Origin of the sequence: Rhodococcus chondri (assembly GCF_036327435.1) — a bacterium.
Lineage (GTDB): Bacteria > Actinomycetota > Actinomycetes > Mycobacteriales > Mycobacteriaceae > Rhodococcus > Rhodococcus chondri.
Genome location: NZ_JAUZMZ010000056.1, coordinates 1 through 21,173, shown reverse-complemented (window position 1 = coordinate 21,173; position 21,173 = coordinate 1). Strand labels below are relative to the sequence as shown.

The following is a 21,173-nucleotide window of genomic DNA, read 5'->3' as shown; positions in this document are numbered from 1 at the left end:
GGACACAACTCGGACCGCGGCCTCGGTCACGTCACGAGGGGGCGGACGGCGTCGTCAGTCGAAAAACAGAGCTTGAATCACAACAACGAGAGTACCGGCGCGGATCCGGCGGTCAACCGAATTGTTCTCTGCCTTCACCGGCCGTCGGCCGACTTCTCGAGTTCGGCTACCAATCGTTCTTCGTAGGCCCCGGCGAGGCCCTGCAGCATTGCCGCGCAATCACCCGCATACGCCGGTGCGTGCATCGGGGCGAGCGTGTGAGGTTTCAGGGCGGCGAGGGCACGAAGGGTCGGGGCGAGGGCAGGGGTCAGGCACGTCGGGCGCCCCATATCTTCGGCGGCCAAGGCCGGACCGAGCAATTCACTGTCGGTCTGCGCCGGGTAGCTACCGAACATCGTGAACAGATCGCCGCACAGCAGCGTCGACGTCGTCTCCTCGAACATGAGTCCGGCATCCCACCCGTGCGGAATATGGGGCGTGTCGATGTGGCGTATCCGTCGGCGGCCCGTATCCAGGACGTCGCCGTCCTGCAGCGGGTGCGGTGGACGGTCGGCAAGATCACCGACCTGGACGAGGCATGCCAGTGCGCCGTGCGCGACCTCCGCTGTCGGCGCGGCCGCGAGCCACGAATTCATCGAGCCGCATTCATCGGCCTCGACGTGACCGAACGTGATCCACCGCAGTCGATCCAACGGAATCAGACGCGCGACCGCCTCGGACACAAGGGGAAAGAGCGCGCGTTGACCCGTATGGAACAGCAGCGGCTCGTCACCGTCGACGAAGAACTGGTTCATCGCCAGATTCACGTCGTCGACAAACGTGGACAAACGATAGATATCCGGAGCGATCTCGGTAATCTTGGTTTCCATCGCCGGGCCCTTCGCACGTGATCTCCCGTCCACGATCCTCCGGTCGCGAGTCGCGTACAAGGTTGCAGCCGGCTCTCGTGCGAGGATTCGGAAGGCAGCAGGTCGACCACTCGTCAGGAGATGCGCATGCAGCACACCGAGGCCTCGTTCACCGGCGGAAACGACACCCGGATCGTGTACGACGTCTGGTCGCCGGACGGCGCGACCACGGGCGTGCTGGTGCTCTCCCACGGACTCGGCGAGCATGCCCGTCGCTACGACCATGTCGCCGAACGTCTCACAGCGCTCGGACTGGTGGTGTACGCGCCCGATCACCGCGGTCACGGTCGCTCGGGCGGCAAGCGCCTCCGCGCACGGGAGATCAGCGAGTTCACCGACGACCTCGACAAGCTGTTCGACATCGCCGTCGACGCGCATCCGCAGCAGCCGACCTTCCTGCTCGGGCACTCGATGGGCGGTGCCATTGCCCTGGCCTACGCCCTCGATCATCAGGATCGGCTGACCGCGCTCGCGCTCTCGGGTCCGGCCGTGGTGGTCACCGGCGGCACTCCGAATATCGTGGTGCAGATCGGCAAGGTGCTCGGACGGTTCCTGCCCGATGTGCCGGTGCAGAAACTGGACAGCACTGCGGTCTCCCGCGACCCGGCGGTGGTCGCGGCGTACCAGTCCGACCCCCTCGTCCACCACGGTCCGATCCCCGCCGGGATCGCCCGCGCGCTCGTCGTCAACGAGGAGAGCGTCGCGGAGCGTCTACCGGCGCTGGCTCTACCTGTGCTCGTGCAGCACGGCACGGCCGACACACTCGCCGACCCGGCCGGTGCACAGTTGATTGCCGACCGTGCCGGCTCACCCGACCTGACCCTGAAGCTGTACGACGGGCTGTTCCACGAGGTGTTCAACGAACCCGAGAACGACCGGGTGCTGAGCGATCTCGTCGAATGGCTGCGACCGCGGCTCGGCCGCTGAGAGGCCGGGTATCGAATGTCCGAACGTATGCCCGTCGCGTTCATCGGTCACGGCAGTCCGCTCAACGCACTCGACTCGAATCGGTACACGCACGCCTGGGCGGCGTTCGGACGGTCGGTTCCCACGCCCCGGGCGATCCTGTCGATCTCGGCGCACTGGTTCATCAATGCCACCGCTGTCACGACGATGCCGTCGCCGCGCACGATCCACGACTTCTTCGGGTTCCCGCAGGAGTTGTTCGACGTCGACTATCCCGCTCCGGGTGCGCCCGAACTCACCGAGGAGATCGCCGACATCGTGCGTCCCACCTGGGTGGGGGCCGACGTCGACTCGTGGGGTATCGACCACGGCACGTGGTCGGTGCTCACACACATGTTTCCGGACGCGAATGTGCCTGTGGTGCAACTGAGTCTCAATGCGTACAAGCCGCTGGACTATCACGTCGAGCTGGGCGCAAAACTTGCCGCGCTGCGCGAGCGCGGGGTGCTGATCGTCGGCAGCGGCAACATCGTCCACAACCTCGGCGGCATGGATCCACGGCGTCCCGGTGAGGGGTTCGACTGGGCACACCGCTTCGACGATGCGGCGAGGGACCTGCTGCGGGACCGCCCCGGCGATGCGGCACGGCTGAGCGAGCATCCGGAGTTCACGAAAGCCGTTCCGACACCGGATCATTTTCTGCCGATGCTGTATTTCGCCGGGCTGGTCGCCGAATCCAGCGGGCAACCGGACACGCTCGTGGACGGTGTCGAATACGGATCGCTGTCGATGACCGCCTACACCGCGGGCATGCACCACCCGGACGTGGACCCGTCCGGGGGCACGAGTGCGGCACTGCCGGAAGCGACCGATCCGATCAACACCAACATGTGAGGTATCAGGCGGCGCGGTCGTCGTCGACGGCCATCACGATGCGCCGCGCGAACGCGGTGCTGAGCGCAATCAGTGCCATTGCCTCGGGCAGGGTGCGGGCGAGTACCGGCCACGCATGGATCTGTTCGCGCCACAGGTGCGTTTCGACGACCTGCCCCGCGGACACGAGCCGTTCGGTCATGATCTCGACGTCGGGTCTGGTCAGCTCGTATTCGGCGGCGCACATGAACATCGGCGGAAACAGTGCGGGGTCGGCGTCGACGGGGTTCATCTCCCCTTCGATGGCTTCCTGACCGGCGAACCATCGGGGCCGCAGCTTGTCGAGCGCCTTGATGGGTAGGTAGGAATCCCGTGCCATGTACGCCGGATCGTGGTCGTCGAGATCGAGGTTCAGCAGCGGTGAGTAGCCGATGACGGCGGCCGGTCGCTGGATGCCGCGCCGGGCGGCGATCTCCGCGACCTTCGCGGCGAGGTACCCGCCGGCGGAGTCGCCGGCGACGATGATGCGGGTGGGGTCGTCGGCGACGTCGAGCAGCGCCACGTAGGCGTTCATCGCGTCCTGCACCGATCCGGCGATGGGCACGGTCGGGACCTGCCGGTAATCCATCGAGTACACGGGCGCACCCGAATCGAGCGCGAGTTGCGTGCAGAGCTGCCGGTGGGTGGACGGACCGCAGAAGATGAAGCCGCCGCCGTGGAGGTAGAGGATCGTGGCGTCGTCGAGCGGATCGTCGACGGGTTTGGGCGAGATGATGTGTTCACCCGGCACGCCGCCCAGTTCGGTGGGAGTGACGTGGACGGTGCGCGGGGTCGGTGTGAGGCGGTCGACGACCCATGACAGCCGGCCCAGAAGCGCGATACCGAAGTCGTTGCTCGGCCAGAGGGTGAGGATCGGTTTGACCAGGATGCGGACGACCCAGAGGATGATCAACGCGATCTTGCTCCTGCGGTCGTGCCACGTCACAGCGGCATTGATTCGCATGTGTCCACATTAGTTGACAGATGCCCGCGACGACACGCGAGCTTCGACACGTCAGCGGAGTTGCAGGAGGGGAACGAGCAGCTCGTCGTCGGTGAGGGCACCGTGCTGACCGGGCAGTTTCGACATGATCAGTTCGCCGTCGGTGCGGATGATCGACGCCTCGCCCTTCCCGATCGCGACGAGGTCGCCGATTCGTCCGGTCAGCGCCGGGTCGGGGTCGGGACCGAACAGGTCGGCCGCGAGGACCTCGTCGCGGGTGCCGACCCACAGGTCGTCCCCCAGTTCGTTGCGCCAGCGTTCGAGAACCGCATCGACGCGTTCGGTGTAGATGTGGCGGCAGCGCGGTTCCCCGGCGATGATCGTCACGTCGTCCGAAAGACCCGGCGAGTGGTCGAAGTCGATACGGCGGCCCCGGGAGGCGTCGACCATGCCGTGGTCGGCGGTGACGAGCAGCCGCGTGCCGTCGGGCAGGGCACCGGCGAGCTGTTCGACGAACCGGTCGACGATAGTGAGTTGCGCGAGCCACGCCGCGGACTCCGGGCCGTACACGTGGCCGAGCGTGTCGACCTCGCCGAGATAACAGTAGACGAGGGACCGCTCGGAGCTGCACGTGGCCNCGACGACGCTCGCGAGCAGATCGCCGTACGCGGACACCCCCACGAACGTGCCGCCGCGCAGCACCGCGCGCGTCAGGCCGCTGCCGTCGAAGTGCCTTGGTACGACCGTGGTCACGGCGAGCCCTGCGGCGTCGGCGCGTTCGAAGACGGTGGGGTGCGGTTGGATGTCCTCGGGCACCAGCTGTTCGCGCTGATCGACCGAGGTTCCCGCGAGGGTCCACCGAAGCCAGTTCACGGGTGCTTCGATTTCGTCGACGTACGACTGATAACCCGTGATGCCGTGCCGCCCCGACGGCAGACCGGTGCCGAGCGACGCGATACTCGACGCGGTGGTGGTGGGAAAGCCGGCGCGGATCGCCCGTCCGGGGACAGCGGTCAGGAACGGTGCGGCAGCGCTGTTGCGTTGCAGCAGTTCCCATCCCATGCCGTCGACGAGCAGCACCACGGTGCGATCGGAACCGGCGAGCTCGAGGCGGTTGGCCTCGCCGCTCACCCCCGCGGACGCGAGGACCGACGGCAGCAGGTCGGCGAGGGTCGGTTCGGCGTAGACGTCGCGCAGCGGCAGGGTCATACCTCGAGTATGGCCTGCCGCTGCGGCGTCGTGCGCGACGACGAGGGAACCGTCTCTAGTCCTTGACGTCGGATCCGTGCTTGGTCAGTGCCATGACCTCGATGTCCATGAAGGGGAACAGCGGCAGGTTGAACAGGATCTCGTGCAGTTCGTCGGCCGACTCCACATCGAAGATGGAGATGTTGCTGTACTGACCGACGATGCGCCAGATCTCGGGCCACTTGCCCGACCGCTGCAGTTCCTGGCTGTAGGCCTTTTCCCTGGCGACGGTTTCGGCGCGCACCTCGGGGTCGAGGTCGCGGGGAATGTTGACATCCATCCGAACGTGGAACAGTGCCATGGTGATTTTCTCCTCGTAAGCTGAGTGATCGGTGCCGCGGCCGGTCAGGCGCGGGCGTATTTCCGGACGACGTCCATGTCGAGTTCGACGCCGAGGCCGGGGCCCTCCGGAAGGTGGACCTGACCGTCGGAGTAGTCGAGCGGCTTCTGCAGCAGTTCGACCGCGAACAACTGCGGACCGAACAGTTCCGTACCGTAGTTGATGCCCGGCTCGGAGCATGCGAAATGGATCGACGCCGCGGTGCCGATCGGCCCTTCGATCGAGGTCGCGCCGTGGCAGCGCAGCCCGGCGGCCTTCGCGACGGCCACCACCTCTTTACTGCGTTGCAGTCCACCGCACTTCGTGGTCTTGAGAGCGATGACGTCGGCAGCGCCGAGCTTGGCGACCTGATAGGCGTCGTGCGGCGTCTGGACGGACTCGTCGGCCATCACCGGCGCGGACACTCGCCGGTTGATCTCGGCAAGCACGTCGAGTTGTTCTGCCGGGGTGGGCTGTTCGATGAGCTCGACTCCGCCGTCGACCAACTGGGGGACGTGCCGCAGCGCGGTGAAGCGATCCCACCGGGCGTTGACGTCGATGCTGAAACCGACCTTGCCGTCGAAGGCTTCGACGATCTTGACGACACGTTCGGTGTCGACGGCGGGGTCGAGCGCGCCCATCTTGAGTTTGAAGGCGAAGTTGAGGCGCTCGTCCATCTTGTGGGAGACCTCTTCGACGATCTCTTCGAGGGGGGCTGCGCCGAGCGCCCAGCGCACGTCGACACCGGTCCGGAACGCACCGCCGAGCAGGGTCGCGACGCTGACGCCGAGGCTGCGGGCCCACGCGTCGTGCAGGGCCACGTCCACAGCGGCCTTCGCGAACCGCGCGTTCGCGACGATTCGTTCGATATCGACCATGATCCCGCTGATCTCGTCGACGCCGCGGCCGATGATGTACGGACCGATGTAGCGGTCGACGATCTGCTGCATGGTCTCGACGGATTCGCCGCCCCACCAGGGTCCGCCGGGAACGACGCCTTCACCGTGGCCGGTGACCCCGCCGGCGGTGGTGACGGAGACAAGCAGGATCGGCTGGGTCTCCGACGTCGTTGTCGCGAACTTGTGCGGGCGGATCAGCGGGATATCGATGATCGTCGTTTCGACGGAGACGATCTTCAGGTCGGGGTCGGACATCTTCGGTCAGCTCACAATCGGGTTCGGAAGTGATGGGGGCGACAGGGGGAGCGCCTCGACAGCGAATGCCGGTGTCCCTGGGGGACACCGGCATTCGTTGTCAGGAGTAGGTCCTCATCCGGAAGGGAAGGATCAGGCCTCGGGGTCGAGCACGAAGTTGTAGGTCACCTCGGCGACACCGTCCGCATTGGGCTGCGGGTCCAGGAGGAGTTCCGGCTTGACCGCGGTCGCAACGTCGTCCTCGACCCAATCGCCGCCCTTGAAGTACAGCTGGGTGGTGATGGGGCGCTTGCCGGGGGCCTTCACCATGAGGTGCAGGTGGGCCGGACGCCACGGGTGGCCGCCGTAGGACTCGATGAACCAGCCGGTCGGGCCGTCGGCCGGGATCTTGTACGGAGCCGGCTTGAGCGTGGTGATCTCGAAGTTGCCGTTCTCGTCGACCTCGACGGTGCCGCGCAGGTTCCACTCCGGGATGCCGGGGGCGAACCGCGAGTAGAAGCCCTCTTCGTCCGCGTGCCACAGTTCGACGGTGGCCTCGGACAGGCCCTTGCCCTCGAGGTCGGTGACCTGACCCTTGAAGATCAGCGACGGAGCGACCTTGTCCTTCTCACGCATCGGCATGGTGCACTTCGACGGGAGCTTCGGCGAGTTCTCCACGTAGTAGGGGCCCTCGATGGAGCCCTTGGTGCCGGTGAAGTTCTTGCGGTTGTAGTGAACTTCCTCGACCTCGTGCTCCACGAAGACGTCGAGCCACAGCGGCCACTCGCCGTACTCGCCGACGTCGATCATCCACTGCTTGAGGACGCGGTACTCGTCGTAGGTGACCTCGTGCTTGTGAACGACCCCAGCGAGAGCCGCAAGCACGTCCTTGTAGATCGCGGAGGCGCGCTCGACGGAGGTGTCGGACGTAACCCGCTCGGACTTGAACTTGTCGGTGGCGGCGTTGCCCGAAGCGTGGGCGGTGGGGTTATCCATGGTGGTCATGGCTCTCCTGGTCGGGACTGGAAACGGTGGGCAGGCTGGGGGCCGGTTCATCGCGCGGGCTGTGCGGATCATCGGCATCTGTACGCTGTGCGTACTTGCGCATCGCATTGCGTACATCACATACTGTGCGTGTTGTCACACCTCTTGTCAACACCGCATGCTGCAAGATCAGACGAACCTGCAGGTAGGAGAAGCGATGCCGAGTATCGACCTAGGCAACAGCCGGGGTGGCGAACGCGATTTCATACAGAGCATCGAGCGCGGTTTTGCCGTATTGCACGCGTTCGACGAGAAGGATCCGACGCCGACTCTCGCCGAGGTTGCCACGAAGACGGGGCTGTCCCGTCCGGCGGTACGCCGCATCCTGCTCACGCTGCAGCGACTCGGCTACGTGACGGCCCTGGGGACCAGGTGGTCGCTCACTCCACGAGTTCTCAGCATCGGCCAGCACTACTCGTCCTCGCATGCCCTCGTGGACGCCGCCCTGCCCAAACTCGTAGAGATCGCCGATCACACCAACGAATCCGCGTCGCTCGGCGTGCTCGACGGTCCTGACGTGGTGTATGCGGCCCGAATCCCCGTGCGACGCATCATGAGCATCAACGTCTCCGTGGGCACCCGCGTCCCCGCCTATGCCACATCGATGGGACGGGCACTGCTCGCGTGGGCACCGCGCGAAACCGTCGACACCGTGATCGCCCAGACCCGATTCGACAGACTCACCTCCTCCACGCTCGGAGGCGCGGAGGAACTGCACACCGCACTCGCCGAGGTCCGCAACCTCGGATATGCCCTGGTCTCCGCGGAACTGGAAGAGGGCCTAATCTCCCTCTCGGCCCCGATATTCGACACGAATGCCACGGTCGTCGGCGTGCTCGCGTGCTCGACCTCGACCGGGCGGCACACGATCGAGTCGTTCCGCGATCACGCGGCCAAGTGCGTCGTGAGTTGCGCCGAGCAGTTGAGCAGCGACCTCGGATACCGGCCGCAGCGCGACTGATCTGCCTCCGATCAGCCGCGGAGGGTCTCCGACGGCGCGACACCGTACTTGCGGCGATAGGCCGCCGCGAAACGTCCGGTGTGGGTAATACCCCAGCTCAGCGCCACATCGGTCACCGACAACTCCGCGGCGTTTCCGCCCGCGAGCGCCTCGTGGATCCGTTCGAGCCGCAGATTCAGCAGGTAGTCGCGCGGACACACACCTAGGTATTCACGGAACCCCTCCTGCAGCCGGCGCGCGCTCACCCCGGCCAGTGCGGCCATCTCCGCGGTGGTCCACGGCTGCGAGGGATCCGCGTGCAGACGATCGAGTACACGCTTGATGATCCGCGGCCGCGCCCCCGCCGCCGGATCGGCGTCGTCCGGCATCACCGCGAGAATGAACGACGAGGTCAATGCGCCCGACAGTTGCTCGGCGACGAGCGGGTTGTTCCACAGCGACTCGTCGGCCTTGAGCTGCTCGACGATCGAGCGCAGAAGCGTCATCCAACTCCGCCCCGACTCGGTGGTCAGGTCCACCTGCGCCGGAAGCTGCATGTCGGGGCGGCCCAGGATCCGGGCCATCTCGCGATGCAGGTAGTCGCGTTCGAGCTTGACGCCGACGATCTCGCAGTCGTCGGTCCACCGGCTGATCGTCGCAGCCGTGTCGGGCCGGAATACCGAGGCCTGACCCACTCCCGAAACGACTTCGATGCCGGCGGCGACCGACTCGATGCATCCCGAAAGGGGAATGTTGACCGCGTATGCGCCGGGATGAGTGCTGTCGATGGCGACTTCGGCACCCCATCCGATCCTCGCCAATCGCACCGAGCCGAGCGGGAGCGTCCGAAGATTCAGGGACGGCGCGGTGTTTCTCAGCGGCTTCAGGTCGTGCATGAAATACGCATGCGAAACCACCTCCGCGGCCTCGGCCCAGCCCGAGGGTGCAGGTGTCGCTCCTGTCAACGTCGTGTCCACCTTCCCGGTTCGATCCCGAGGGGATCCGCCGTCCAGTGTGATCGGGACCACGTTCCCCGGCAAGCAGGGACCTTCGACCTATCCGCCGCGCTCGGCGGATAGCGGCCGCGCTCAGCGGATCGCGGCGCCCCCCTCCGGTTCGTATGGTCTAGGTCACACCGATCGAGGAGGGCCAGGAATGGATCAGCGAAAGCTGCGAAACATCTTCGGACAGTTCGCAAGTGGCGTCACAGTCATCACCTGCGCCAACGGCGAGGGTGAGCCCCACGGTGCCACCGTCACCGCTTTCACGGCGGTCTCGCTGGAGCCGCGGCTGTGCCAGGTGACCCTGACCCGCACCTCGAAGGCCTGCAGCTTCTTGTCGGGCGCTCCGTTCGCGGTGAACATTCTCGCCGCCGACCAGGTCGACACCGCGATGCACTTCGCCGGCCGGCCCCGGTCGCCCGGCCCGCTGTGGGAACAGGGACCCACGGCCCCGATCCTCGGCGGCACCGCCGCCACGCTGTCGTGCAACCCGTGGCGCGAATACGACGGCGGCGACCACGTGATCTACATCGGCGAGATCGTCGACGCCGTGACACGCGACAAGGATCCGCTTCTGTTCTATCGCAGCACATTCCACGACCTCGGCACCCCTAGCGGCACCGCCGCATGGAACGGCTGCATGGACGATCCCACCAGCGGATGGTTCGACGCGAACACGCGCTTCAGCCCGTTCCACCTCGCCGCTTCCCCATCCTGACCTCGGCCATACCCCTCCCCTGCCTCACCCGGACAAGGAGATCTTCCATGACGACCACCGAGCCGCGCCCCACTCTCGACGTCGACCGTTCCAAGACCAACGTCGCCGCGGACTGCGCTGCCAACAAGCAGCAGAACTTCGCGTCGCGACCGATGACCGGCGACGAGTACATCGCCTCGATCGACGACGGCCGCGAGATCTATCTGCACGGCGAGCGGGTCAAGGACTTCACCAACCACCCGGCGTTCCGCAACTCCATCCGCATGACCGCCCGCCTCTACGACGGCATGCACACCGGTGAGCACGTCGACACCCTCACCTGTCCCACCGACACCGGCAACGGCGGCGTGACCATGCCGTTCTTCCGCACCCCGAAGTCCTCGGCCGACCTGATCGCGGATCGCGACGCCATCGCGACGTGGGCACGCATGACGTACGGGTGGATGGGCCGCAGCCCCGACTACAAGGCCTCGTTCCTCGGCACACTGGGGGCCAACGACGAGTTCTACTCGCCGTTCCAGGAGAACGCGAAGCGGTGGTACCGGGAATCCCAGGAGAAGGTGCTGTACTGGAACCACGCCATCATCAATCCGCCGGTCGACCGCCAGCTGCCTCCGGACGAGGTGGGCGACGTGTTCATGAAGGTGGAAAAGGAGACCGACGCCGGCCTGATCGTGTCCGGGGCCAAGGTCGTCGCCACCGGCTCGGCGATCACCAACTACAACTTCATCGCCCACTACGGTCTGCCGATCAAGAAGAAGGAATACGCGCTGATCTGCACGGTGCCGATGGACGCCCCCGGCATCAAGCTCATCTCCCGCGCCTCGTACTCGCAGAACGCCGCCATCGTCGGTTCGCCGTTCGACTACCCGCTGTCCTCCCGCATGGACGAGAACGACGCCATCTTCATCTTCGACAAGGTCCTGGTGCCGTGGGAGAACGTCTTCATGTACGGAGACGTCGAGAAGATCAACAACTTCCTTCCGGGTTCCGGTTTCCTCCAGCGCTTCACGCTGCAGGGCTGCACCCGCCTCGCGGTGAAACTCGACTTCATCGCCGGCCTGCTCATGAAGGCACTCGACGCGACCGGCGCCGGCGGATTCCGCGGTGTGCAGACCCGCGTCGGTGAGGTCATCGGCTGGCGCAACCTGTTCTGGTCGCTCACCGATTCGATGGTCCACAATCCCGAGCCGTGGATCGGCGACACCGTCATTCCCAAACTCGAGTACGGCCTGACCTACCGGATGTTCGCGATGCAGGGCTACCCGCGCATCAAGGAGATCATCGAGCAGGACGTCGCCTCCGGTCTCATCTACCTGCCCTCGTCCGCCGCCGATTTCAAGAATCCCGACGTGCGGCCCTACCTGGACAAGTATGTTCGGGGTTCCGACGGCATCCAGGCCGTCGACCGCATCAAGGTCATGAAGGCACTGTGGGATTCGATCGGATCCGAGTTCGGCGGCCGACACGAACTCTACGAACGGAACTACGCCGGCAACCACGAGAACGTCAAGGCCGAACTGCTGTTCGCTGCGGAGAGTCGCGGTGACGTGTCCTCCATGAAGGGCTTCGCCGAGCAGTTCATGAGCGAATACGACCTGGACGGCTGGACGGTCCCGGACCTCATCGGCAACGCCGACGTCAGCGCCTTCTACAAGAAGTAGCGCCCTGATCTGCCGCGCGCGGGCGGACGACAACCCCCTCTGCCTGCCTGCGCGCGGCTTCCAACCCTCCCCGGACCATCCCCCAGAAGGAACGCCCGAGATCATGACCACCTCGAATTCCGGCGCCCCTGCCCCTGTCCCGGAATTCGATGTAGTGGTCCTCGGGCGTTCCTTCGCCTCCCGGCGTTCGGCCACCCGCCTCCACGACGAGTTGCGCCTGGCCGTTCACGAAGCGGCCACCGTGGACTCCGCACACTACGACGACATCGATCACCGCTGGGAGATCCGCGTCGGACGTCGCATCGCCTCGCGCGCCAAGTACGTCGTCGACGGAGACGGCTCCGTGCCCCTGCACGGCCGCGACGGCGCCCTTCTCGCATCGGATTCGGGAGTGGTTCAGGGTTTTCCGAATCTCTTCCGCACTGCGGGCGGGAAGGGATCCGATCCGATCGACTACCCCGTGAAGTGCATCGGATACATGCGCACCTACGGGCACGACTACGTCGAACGGCGGCCGCAGACCCTCGTCGCCGACGACGACTTCCCCGAGTTGTCGTTCGACCGCCCGGCCCCGCAGGTGTGGGTCTGCTAGGTTCTCCCCCCGTCCCACAGTGGCCGAATGCCACATTCTGTCGCGCAGGCGACACGGATATGCCATTCGGCCACCTGCTTTTGCCAGAGTCTTTGAGCCCTCGAGGAGAGAGTCCTAGGCATCCCTAGGCATTTCCCCGGTGTGACCGGTAACACAGGCTGTCATCGTAGTGAGTAACACCGGACACCGCCGCTTCCTGGACGCCCCACACCAGCCCGTCCGAGGCTGCAACGGACGCCAGCCCCGTCCGCCCCGGGAACGAAGCAGATACCTGGAGGATATTCAATGACCGACACCGTGGACCACGTGCGCAACCATCTCGACGGCGCTCTCGTCGAAGACCCCGAAACCGGCCGCTACCAGGTCCGGCGCGATGTCTTCACCGACGAAGAGATCTTCGAGCTGGAGATGAAGTACATCTTCGAGGGCAACTGGGTGTACCTCGCGCACGAGAGCCAGATCCCGAATGTCGGCGACTACTTCACCACCAACATCGGCCGCCAGCCGATCGTGATCACCCGCGACAAGGAAGGCGAACTGAACGCGCTGATCAACGCGTGCAGCCACCGCGGTGCGATGCTGTGCCGCCGCAAGACGGACAACCGCACGACGTTCACGTGCCCCTTCCACGGCTGGACGTTCCGCAACAACGGCAAGCTGCTCAAGGTCAAGGATCCGCGCGGCGCCGGCTACCCGGAGCAGTTCAACACCGACGGCAGCCACGACCTGACGAAGGTGGCGCGCTTCGAGAGCTACCGCGGCTTCCTGTTCGGCAGCGTCAATCCCGACGTCAAACCGCTCACGGAGCATCTCGGTGATGCCACCACGATGATCGACATGATCGTCGACCAGTCCCCCGAGGGGCTCGAGGTCCTGCGCGGAGCGTCGACCTACACGTACGACGGCAACTGGAAGCTGCAGGCCGAGAACGGCGCCGACGGATACCACGTCTCCGCGACGCACTGGAACTACGCGGCCACCACCGCGCGCCGCACCGCCGGTGAGTCCAGCAACGAAACCAAGGCCATGGATGCCGGCACGTGGGGCAAGCAGGGTGGCGGCTACCACTCGTTCGAGCACGGTCACCTGCTGCTGTGGATGTGGTGGGGCAACCCGGAGGACCGTCCGCTGTTCCCGCGCAAGGACGAGCTCGCGAAGGAATTCGGCGAGAAGAAGGCCGAATTCATGGTCGGCGCCTCCCGCAACCTGTGCCTGTACCCGAACGTGTACCTGATGGATCAGTTCTCGTCGCAGATCCGGCACTTCCGCCCGATCTCCGTGGACAAGACCGAGGTCACGATCTACTGCATCGCCCCCAAGGGTGAGAGCGCCGAGTCCCGCGCCAACCGGATCCGCCAGTACGAAGACTTCTTCAACGCGACCGGCATGGCCACCCCGGACGATCTCGAGGAGTTCCGCTCCTGCCAGAAGACGTATCTCGCCACCGCCGCGCCCTGGAACGACATGAGCCGTGGGGCCACGCACGTCCTCAACGGGCCCGACGAGGTCGCCAAGGACCTCGGCATGACGAACGTTCTGTCCAGCGGTGTGAAGACCGAGGACGAGGGCCTGTACCCGATCCAGCACAGCTATTGGCTCGAGACGATGCGTAAGGCCGTCGACGCCGAGGCCGCCGCCGACAACGCCACCGCGCTCTGAGAGGAACTCGAACAATGACTACTGCAGCCGAACTGACGCAGACCGATATCGAACAGTTCCTCTACCGGGAAGCGCGTCTGCTCGACGACCGCGAGTTCGAGAAGTGGCTCGAGTGCTTCCACCCCGACGCCGAGTACTGGATGCCGGCGTGGGACGACAACGGCACGCTCACCGAGGATCCGCAGTCGGAGATCTCGCTGATCTACTACTCCAACCGCGGCGGTCTCGAAGACCGCGTGTTCCGGATCCGCACCGACCGTTCGTCGTCGACGTCGCTGCCCGAGCCCCGCACCGGTCACAACATCACCAATGTCGAGGTCCTCGAGCGGCGCGGCAACGAGATCGACGTGCGCCACAACTGGTTCTCGCTGTACTACCGGTACAACACGACCGATACGTACTTCGGCACAAATTTCGTCACCCTCGACGTCTCGGGTGAGCAGCCGGTGATCAAGAAGAAGAAGATCGTTCTGAAGAACGACTACATCCATCACATCGTCGACGTCTACGTCGTCTAATACCGACCCCGATCACGAAAGGAGGCGCATGTCATGACATATCAAGTGGCACTGAGCTTCGAGGACGGGGTCACCCGCTTCATCAAGGTCAAGCCGAACGAGACGGTCGCGGATGCGTCCTACAAGGCGCGCATCAACATTCCGCTCGACTGCCGTGACGGCGCGTGCGGCACCTGCAAGGCGTTCTGCGAATCCGGCACGTACGACGGCGGCGACTACATCGAAGATGCGCTGACCGACGAAGAGGCCGAGGAAGGCTACTGCCTGCCCTGCCAGATGATGCCCGAATCCGATCTGGTTCTGCAGATCGCGAGCACGTCCGACGTCGCCAAGACGGCCGCCGCGTCCTACAACGCGACGATCACCGAGTTGCGGCGCTATTCGGAGAGCGTCGTCGGGTTCACCGTCGAGATCGCCAACCGCGACGACCTGGTCTTCCTGCCCGGGCAGTACGTCAACGTCGGGGTTCCCGGCAGCGACGACGGCACCGGGAAGCCGGCCACCCGCTCGTACTCGTTCAGCACCGGCCCGACCGAGAATTCCCTCGCCTTCCTCGTGAAGATCACCGAGGGTGGCCTGATGTCGGAGTACCTCCGCGGCACCGCGCAGGTGGGCGACACTCTCGAGTTCACCGGACCGTTCGGCAGCTTCTTCCTGCGCGAACGCAAGCGGCCCGCGCTGCTGCTCGCAGGCGGTACCGGTCTGGCGCCGCTGCTGTCGATCCTGTCGAAGATCGAGACCGAGGACGTCGATCAGGCGGTGCACCTCATCTACGGCGTCACCTTCGATCACGACCTCGTCGAGTTGGACAAGCTCGAGGAGTACACGAAGAAGCTGCCCAACTTCACGTACAGCTACTGCGTGGCCGACCAGAATTCGTCCGCACCCAACAAGGGCTACGTGACCGGTCTGTTCGAGCCGGCCCATCTCAACGAAGGTGACGTCGACATCTACCTGTGCGGGCCGCCGCCGATGGTGGAAGCTGTCCGATCGCACCTCGCGGACAACAACATTTCGCCGGCGAACTTCTACTTCGAGAAGTTCAACACCTCCGCCACCCCCGCCGGCGCACCGGCACCGGTCCCGACCGAGGCAGAGAAGGCCGCCGCCGAGAGGGCCGCCGCCGAGACGGGCCGCGCGCCCGCACTGGCAGCACCCGCGGACCCGGGCAACTACGAGATCGGCGAAGAGCATCCTCCCGTCGCCGAATCCGACGCCCAGTTCGATGCCCGTATGGCGCTCGAACTCGGTGTCCTCGAGCTCACCATCGGGCGCCTCACACCGGAACAGCTCATCGAGTTCCGGATTCTCGCCGAGGCGTCGGGAGCGTCGGTCGAAGGTGACCGCTTCACCGATGCGGCTGCCTTCACCGACACCACTGCCGCGTTCCACGAGTTCCTGTTCCGCTGCTGCACCAACCCGGTGCTGCTCGAGGCGTACAACCGTCTCGAAGTGACGCAGTTGATGTATCAGGTTCTGCGGGACGCACATTGGATCGAAGAGCACATCGTCGACGAGCACATGCAACTCGTCGAGGCCTTCGAAAAGGGCGACAAGGCTGCCGCGCGTGACCTGATCGTCGCGCACTCGCAGCACGCGAAGGCCACGATGCGCCGGGCGATCGCAGAGGGCGCCACGGCGGGTGTCGTGCAATGACGGAACCGATGGTCTTCCCCGGCCGGTTCGACGGCAAGCGTCTGACGATCACCGGCGCCGCTCAGGGAATCGGACTCACCGTAGCGACGCGCGTCGCCGCCGAGGGCGGTGAGGTCATGCTCGTCGACCGTGCCGAACTGGTTCACGAGGTCGCCGAAGATCTGCGTAGCAGCGGCGGCAAGGTCCACTCGGTCACCGCGGATCTCGAAACCTTCTCCGGCGCAGAGGAATCCCTGTCGGCTGCGGCGCAGGCGATGGGCGGCATCGACGTGCTGATCAACGTGGTCGGCGGCACGATCTGGGCGAAGCCGTACGAGCACTACTCTCCCGACGAGATCGAGAAGGAGATCCGCCGCTCGCTGTTCCCGACCCTGTGGACGTGTCGCGCGGCGGCTCCCTACATGATCGAGCAGCGGTCGGGCACGATCGTCAACGTCTCCTCGGTCGCCACCCGCGGCGTCAACCGGGCTCCCTACGCCGCGGCGAAGGGTGGCGTCAACGCGGTCACCGCCTCGCTGGCACTCGAGTTGTCCCAGTACGGCGTCCGCGTTGTCGCGACCGCGCCCGGAGGCACCGTCGCACCGGAACGGCGGATCGCTCGCGGCCCCTCACCGCAAACCGAGCAAGAAAAGGCCTGGTACCAGCAGATCGTGGACCAGACCGTCGATTCCTCGCTGCTCAAGCGCTACGGCACGCTCGACGAGCAGGCCGCGGCAATCACCTTCCTGGCCTCCGACGAGGCCTCGTACATCACCGGGACGGTTCTTCCCGTCGCCGGCGGAGACCTGGGCTAGTCCCACCTCCCGTCGGGCCTCACCGGCAGCGCATACCTGCTGGTGAGGCCCCCTTTCTGCCCTGATCGATTTGTGACCCCTCACACAAACCGGAGTTTTCATGACACAGGCCACGCAAACATGGGCCAGTCCTCAGCACAAGCGAAGCGTCATCTGGATCGTCGCTCTCGCCACGCTCGCCATCATCTTCGACGGTTACGACCTGGTGGTGTACGGCACGATCCTGCCCACCCTCATGGCCGACCCGACACAACTCGGGGAGATCTCCGCACAGCAGGGTGGTGCGCTCGGCTCGTACGCCCTCATCGGTGTCATGGTCGGCGCCCTCGTCACCGGCGCCTTCGGTGACCGTGTCGGCCGCCGCAAGATGATGCTCATCAACATCGTGTGGTTCTCGATCGGCATGGCCGCAGCCGCCATGTCGACGAGCATCGCGATGTTCGGAGGGCTGCGCTTCTTCACCGGCATCGGAGTCGGCGGCCTGGTTGCCACCGCCGGTGCCGTCGTCGCCGAGTTCGCTCCGCCCGGTAAGCGAAACCTGTTCAACGCCATCGTCTACAGCGGTGTGCCCGCCGGTGGTGTCCTCGCCTCGCTGCTCGCCATCGTTCTTCGCGACGCCATCGGCTGGCGTGGCCTGTTCCTGATCGGCGCGCTGCCGCTCGTCATCCTGCTGCCGCTCGCCCTGGTGAAGCTTCCCGAGTCCCCGACGTGGCTGGTCTCCCGGGGGCGCACGGACGAAGCGCAGGCCGTGTGCAAGAAGTACGGCTTCCCGGTTCCGTCCGCTGCGCCCACCGCCCCGACCGAGAAGATCGGCTTCGCCGCGCTCGCCAGCCGCAAGTACGTCCTCGGGACCGCACTTCTGGGCATGATGAGCTTCGGAGGCCTGCTCCTGACCTACGGCCTGAACACCTGGCTGCCGAAGATCATGGCGGATGCCGGCTACAACGCGAACGGTTCGCTGGCCTTCCTGCTGGTCCTCAACGGCGGCGCCATCCTCGGCGGACTCCTTGCGTCGAAGGTTGCGGACGGACGCGGCCCCCGGCCGGTCATCGTCACCACCTTCTTCCTCGCCGCGGTCTCGCTGGTGATGCTGACCCTCGGCTTCCCCCTGCCGGTGCTGCTCACGGCGGTGGCAATCGCCGGTGTCGGAACGATCGGCACCCAGGTCCTCGTCTACGGCTTCGTCTCCAACTACTACGACACCCCGGCCCGCGCCGCCGGTGTCGCATGGTGCGCCGGATTCGGCCGGCTCGGCGGCATCGTCGGACCGCTCATCGGTGGTGTGCTCATCGGTGCAGGTATCGCGAACAATGTGAACTTCTACATCTTCGCGGGCATCGCACTCGCCGGGGCGATCGTCACCTACTTCGTGCCGAAGCCCCTCGAACACCACAACCAGATCCAGATCCCGACCCCGACCACCGGTACTACCGGGGATGTGTGACGGAGATCTCCATGTTGGTCGGACGTGAAGCCGAGCTCGCGCAGCTCGATCGGCTCCTCGACGAGGCGCGCACCGGAAACCCGGTGCTCGCCCTCGTCGAGGGGCCTTCGGGTATCGGAAAGTCGGCACTCGTAAAGCACTTCGTCGACAAGCAGCAGGGCTTCCCGGTGCACTCCGCCTCCGGCGCGCCGTGGGAATCGGCGCATCCGTGGGGTGTGCTCGAACAGTTGATGCGCGCACCGGTGACCGCGACCGATGCCATCGACGCGGCACACGCCTACCTCGATCGGCTCGAGGATCCGGCCCTGATCGTCATCGAAGATACCCACTGGGTCGATACCGAATCATTGCAAGCACTTTCGTCGATGATCCGCCGTGCACACGGACGATCGCTGCTGATAGTGTGGATATGCCCGGACGTGCTCCCCGACGGTGTCGCGGACGCCACCGCCCGAATCCTCACCTCCCACTACGCCGACACCATCCACGTCGGCCCACTCCTCCCTTCCGACATCGCACAATTGGCGCTGCTCCGGATCGGGGCGGACCTGTCGCCGTGGACCGCGCGGCGCCTGCACGAACACACGCTCGGCAGTCCCCGGCCGATTCTCCAGTTGCTCGACGAGATCCCCCGGACGCAATGGCACGGATGGCAGGCACGTTTCCCGGCACCGCGGCAGCACGCCGCGGTAGTCGGGCGAGCGTTGGGAGCCTGCACCGACGAGACTCGTGCGCTCATCGAGGCGGCAGCTGTCCTGGGCACCGAATGCCCACTGGCCCTCGTCGCCGCACTGGCCGGAATCGAGGATCCGACTGTGACCCTCGAGGGTGCCCACACCGCCGGTTTGCTCACGATGCGGGAGCAGCGCGGCGTCGTCACGCTGTCGTTTCCGGATCCCATGACGCGGGCTGCCGTCGCCGACGGTATCGGCCCGGCGCGGTGGCGTGCACTGCACGCACGCGCCGCGACACTCGTCGACGACGAGGGCGACGCGCTGTTCCATCTCGTGTCGGCCACCCCGACCGCCGACGCGAGCGTCGCCGATCGTCTCGACAAGTTTGCGCAGGAACGCGCGGTGGACGGTGCCTGGTCGAATGCCGCGGAAGCGCTCATCACCGCCAGTCGCATCACCCCCGACCGCGAATTACGCACGCAGCGCCTCATTCGGGGGGTGGATGCGTTGACCGGCGCGGCCGACCTACCGCAGGCGCAGACCTTCGTCCCCGAGATCGAGAGTGTGCCCGGCGGGCCGATGCGCAACGCGGTGCTCGGCTACCTCGCAATTCAGCGTGGTCGCGCCGCGGAGGCTCATTACCTGCTCACCGGGGCATGGAACATGCTCGGCGACGCGCATGCCGATCCGGAACTCGCCGCGATGATCTGCCAGCGCATGGTGCTGCACTCACTGGCCAGGCTCCGGGGCGACGACCTCGTCGCATGGGCCGATCGCGCATCGGAACTGGTGTCCGTGGATGCACCGGCCGCTGTCGAGTCCCAGGCCATCCGCGGCCTCGGCCTGGCCATGACCGGCCGGGTGGATGCGGCTCGTGCCTCCTACGCAAGCCTGGCGGACCACGTCCGTCTCGGTGCGCAGAGCCAGCGGGTCCGGATGGCGGAGGGCTGGCTCGCTCTCGCTGTCGACGAACCTGATTGGGCGCGAACAGAACTGGAAGCCGCCGAACCCACCACGTTCCGTGGTGGTTCACTGCGGATCTCACTGTGGTCGCAAGCATGGCTCGCACGAACCCAGTTCGCCCTCGGGGCCTGGGGCGATGCTCTCCGCACGGTGGATCGCGCTGCGGCGCAGCTCGATTCGACCGGACTCGACCTCCTGCGCCCGCTGGTGCACTGGACCGGCGCGCAGGTACACGCGCTGCGCGGAGACTGGTCGGCGGCCCGGGAACACCTTCGCCGCGGACGTGCCGGGACGAACGACTACGCGTTGATGCTCGTACCCTCCTGCATCGCCGCGGCCCAGTGCGCCGAAGTCTCGGCCGACTACGACGGGGTGCTGCGGTACCTCGAGCCCCTGGTCGCCATGCAGAGCCGGCAGGCGCTCGACGAGCCCGGATTCTGGCCGTGGCCCGACCTCTACGGCAACGCGCTCGTGATGACCGGACGCATCGACGAAGCCGACAGCTTCCTTCGCCCGCACGAGGAACGCGCCGCGGATCGGGGGCACCGGTCGGCGAAGGCACGCGTCGGATTCGTACGCGGCCGCATCCACGCGGCGCGTGGCGACATCGACTCTGCCCGTGAGGTGTTCGAGGAGTCGTTGGAATCGCTCGCACCGCTGCCGCTGCCGTACGACCGCGCGCGGATCAACTTCGCGTACGGTCAGACGATGCGCCGCGCCGGGCGTCGCCGTGACGCCGACGCCGTCATCCGCGCCGCCCGGGAGTTGTACTCCACTCTCGGCGCCACCTCGTACGTCCAGCGCTGCGACCGAGAACTGAAGGCCGGTGGACTCAAGACCGGCAACGGCGCACCCACCACCCGGAACGTGGACGTAGGCTCCCTGACCCCGCAAGAGCGCGCTGTCGCAACACTTGTCGCGTCCGGCCATACCAACAAGGAGGTCGCGGGCGAGCTGTTCCTGTCCGTCAAGACAGTCCAGTACCACCTGACGCGCGTGTATTCGAAGTTCGGTATCCGATCACGCAGCGAGCTCGCTGCGCAGTTTCGCCAGGAAGAGTGAGGTCCCCGCAAGATGACAGCCGTCGACGAACGAACCGACATCGACATCGATCTGTTCGAGCGACCGGTGCGCCCG

Annotated in this window: 19 protein-coding genes; 12 read left to right on the top strand and 7 right to left on the bottom strand. The window is 66.0% G+C overall.

Going from position 1 to position 21,173, the window contains the following annotated elements; all coding sequences use genetic code 11:
- Positions 1-134 precede the first annotated feature (134 nt).
- Positions 135-869, bottom strand: a complete 735-nt coding sequence (locus tag Q8814_RS11875; protein ID WP_330152221.1) for an oxygen-binding di-iron domain-containing protein — start codon at positions 867-869, stop codon at positions 135-137.
- 126 nt (positions 870-995) lie between these two features.
- On the opposite strand from Q8814_RS11875, the gene Q8814_RS11870 reads away from it, so the two are divergent.
- Both Q8814_RS11870 and ygiD read left to right on the top strand, forming a co-directional pair.
- On the top strand, positions 996-1,835 hold the full coding sequence (locus Q8814_RS11870) for an alpha/beta hydrolase (RefSeq protein ID WP_330152220.1): 840 nt from the start codon (positions 996-998) through the stop codon (positions 1,833-1,835).
- A gap of 27 nt (positions 1,836-1,862) precedes the next feature.
- Complete coding sequence (ygiD, locus tag Q8814_RS11865; protein WP_330152229.1) at positions 1,863-2,708, top strand: 4,5-DOPA-extradiol-dioxygenase; 846 nt, start codon at positions 1,863-1,865, stop codon at positions 2,706-2,708.
- A 4-nt stretch (positions 2,709-2,712) separates the two neighbouring features.
- Here ygiD and Q8814_RS11860 read toward each other — a convergent pair whose 3' ends face one another.
- The 5 genes from Q8814_RS11860 to catA form a co-directional block, all read right to left on the bottom strand.
- Positions 2,713-3,690, bottom strand: coding sequence for an alpha/beta hydrolase (locus Q8814_RS11860; protein ID WP_330152219.1), 978 nt, complete (start codon positions 3,688-3,690; stop codon positions 2,713-2,715).
- A 51-nt stretch (positions 3,691-3,741) separates the two neighbouring features.
- A complete protein-coding gene (locus Q8814_RS11855) occupies positions 3,742-4,878 on the bottom strand; it encodes an alkaline phosphatase family protein (protein ID WP_330152218.1) in 1,137 nt (378 codons plus the stop codon).
- A 55-nt stretch (positions 4,879-4,933) separates the two neighbouring features.
- Entirely contained in the window at positions 4,934-5,218 is a 285-nt protein-coding gene (catC, locus tag Q8814_RS11850; protein WP_330152217.1) for a muconolactone Delta-isomerase, read from the bottom strand.
- Between the two features lie 44 nt (positions 5,219-5,262).
- A complete protein-coding gene (locus Q8814_RS11845; protein ID WP_330152216.1) occupies positions 5,263-6,390 on the bottom strand; it encodes a muconate/chloromuconate family cycloisomerase in 1,128 nt (375 codons plus the stop codon).
- Between the two features lie 132 nt (positions 6,391-6,522).
- On the bottom strand, positions 6,523-7,374 hold the full coding sequence (catA, locus tag Q8814_RS11840; protein WP_330152215.1) for a catechol 1,2-dioxygenase: 852 nt from the start codon (positions 7,372-7,374) through the stop codon (positions 6,523-6,525).
- Between the two features lie 196 nt (positions 7,375-7,570).
- On the opposite strand from catA, the gene Q8814_RS11835 reads away from it, so the two are divergent.
- Positions 7,571-8,374 carry an IclR family transcriptional regulator domain-containing protein gene (locus Q8814_RS11835; RefSeq protein WP_330152214.1) on the top strand — a complete coding sequence of 268 codons (804 nt, stop codon included), beginning with the start codon at positions 7,571-7,573 and terminating at the stop codon, positions 8,372-8,374.
- A gap of 11 nt (positions 8,375-8,385) precedes the next feature.
- Here the strand turns inward: Q8814_RS11835 and Q8814_RS11830 are convergent, their stop codons facing one another.
- Complete coding sequence (locus tag Q8814_RS11830; protein ID WP_330152213.1) at positions 8,386-9,318, bottom strand: AraC family transcriptional regulator; 933 nt, start codon at positions 9,316-9,318, stop codon at positions 8,386-8,388.
- Between the two features lie 190 nt (positions 9,319-9,508).
- Here Q8814_RS11830 and Q8814_RS11825 point away from each other — a divergent pair, with 190 nt between their 5' ends.
- From Q8814_RS11825 to Q8814_RS11785, 9 genes are all read left to right on the top strand, one after another.
- The gene (locus Q8814_RS11825; protein ID WP_330152212.1) at positions 9,509-10,072 is read left to right on the top strand and encodes a flavin reductase family protein; all 564 of its coding nucleotides are present in this window, start codon (positions 9,509-9,511) and stop codon (positions 10,070-10,072) included.
- Between the two features lie 47 nt (positions 10,073-10,119).
- A complete protein-coding gene (locus Q8814_RS11820; protein ID WP_330152211.1) occupies positions 10,120-11,736 on the top strand; it encodes a 4-hydroxyphenylacetate 3-hydroxylase family protein in 1,617 nt (538 codons plus the stop codon).
- A gap of 103 nt (positions 11,737-11,839) precedes the next feature.
- Positions 11,840-12,328 carry a hypothetical protein gene (locus Q8814_RS11815; RefSeq protein ID WP_330152210.1) on the top strand — a complete coding sequence of 163 codons (489 nt, stop codon included), beginning with the start codon at positions 11,840-11,842 and terminating at the stop codon, positions 12,326-12,328.
- A 285-nt stretch (positions 12,329-12,613) separates the two neighbouring features.
- Positions 12,614-13,987, top strand: coding sequence for a benzoate 1,2-dioxygenase large subunit (gene benA, locus Q8814_RS11810; RefSeq protein WP_330152209.1), 1,374 nt, complete (start codon positions 12,614-12,616; stop codon positions 13,985-13,987).
- 14 nt (positions 13,988-14,001) lie between these two features.
- Positions 14,002-14,505 carry a benzoate 1,2-dioxygenase small subunit gene (benB, locus tag Q8814_RS11805; RefSeq protein WP_330152208.1) on the top strand — a complete coding sequence of 168 codons (504 nt, stop codon included), beginning with the start codon at positions 14,002-14,004 and terminating at the stop codon, positions 14,503-14,505.
- Positions 14,506-14,538: 33 nt separating this feature from the next.
- Positions 14,539-16,161 carry a benzoate 1,2-dioxygenase electron transfer component BenC gene (gene benC, locus Q8814_RS11800; RefSeq protein ID WP_330152207.1) on the top strand — a complete coding sequence of 541 codons (1,623 nt, stop codon included), beginning with the start codon at positions 14,539-14,541 and terminating at the stop codon, positions 16,159-16,161.
- The gene (locus tag Q8814_RS11795; RefSeq protein WP_330152206.1) at positions 16,158-16,955 is read left to right on the top strand and encodes a 1,6-dihydroxycyclohexa-2,4-diene-1-carboxylate dehydrogenase; all 798 of its coding nucleotides are present in this window, start codon (positions 16,158-16,160) and stop codon (positions 16,953-16,955) included. Before benC ends, Q8814_RS11795 begins: the two co-directional genes overlap by 4 nt.
- Positions 16,956-17,055: 100 nt before the next feature.
- The gene (locus tag Q8814_RS11790) at positions 17,056-18,399 is read left to right on the top strand and encodes an MFS transporter (RefSeq protein ID WP_330152205.1); all 1,344 of its coding nucleotides are present in this window, start codon (positions 17,056-17,058) and stop codon (positions 18,397-18,399) included.
- An 11-nt stretch (positions 18,400-18,410) separates the two neighbouring features.
- Positions 18,411-21,098 carry a helix-turn-helix transcriptional regulator gene (locus tag Q8814_RS11785; RefSeq protein ID WP_330152204.1) on the top strand — a complete coding sequence of 896 codons (2,688 nt, stop codon included), beginning with the start codon at positions 18,411-18,413 and terminating at the stop codon, positions 21,096-21,098.
- The last annotated feature ends 75 nt before the right edge of the window (positions 21,099-21,173 follow it).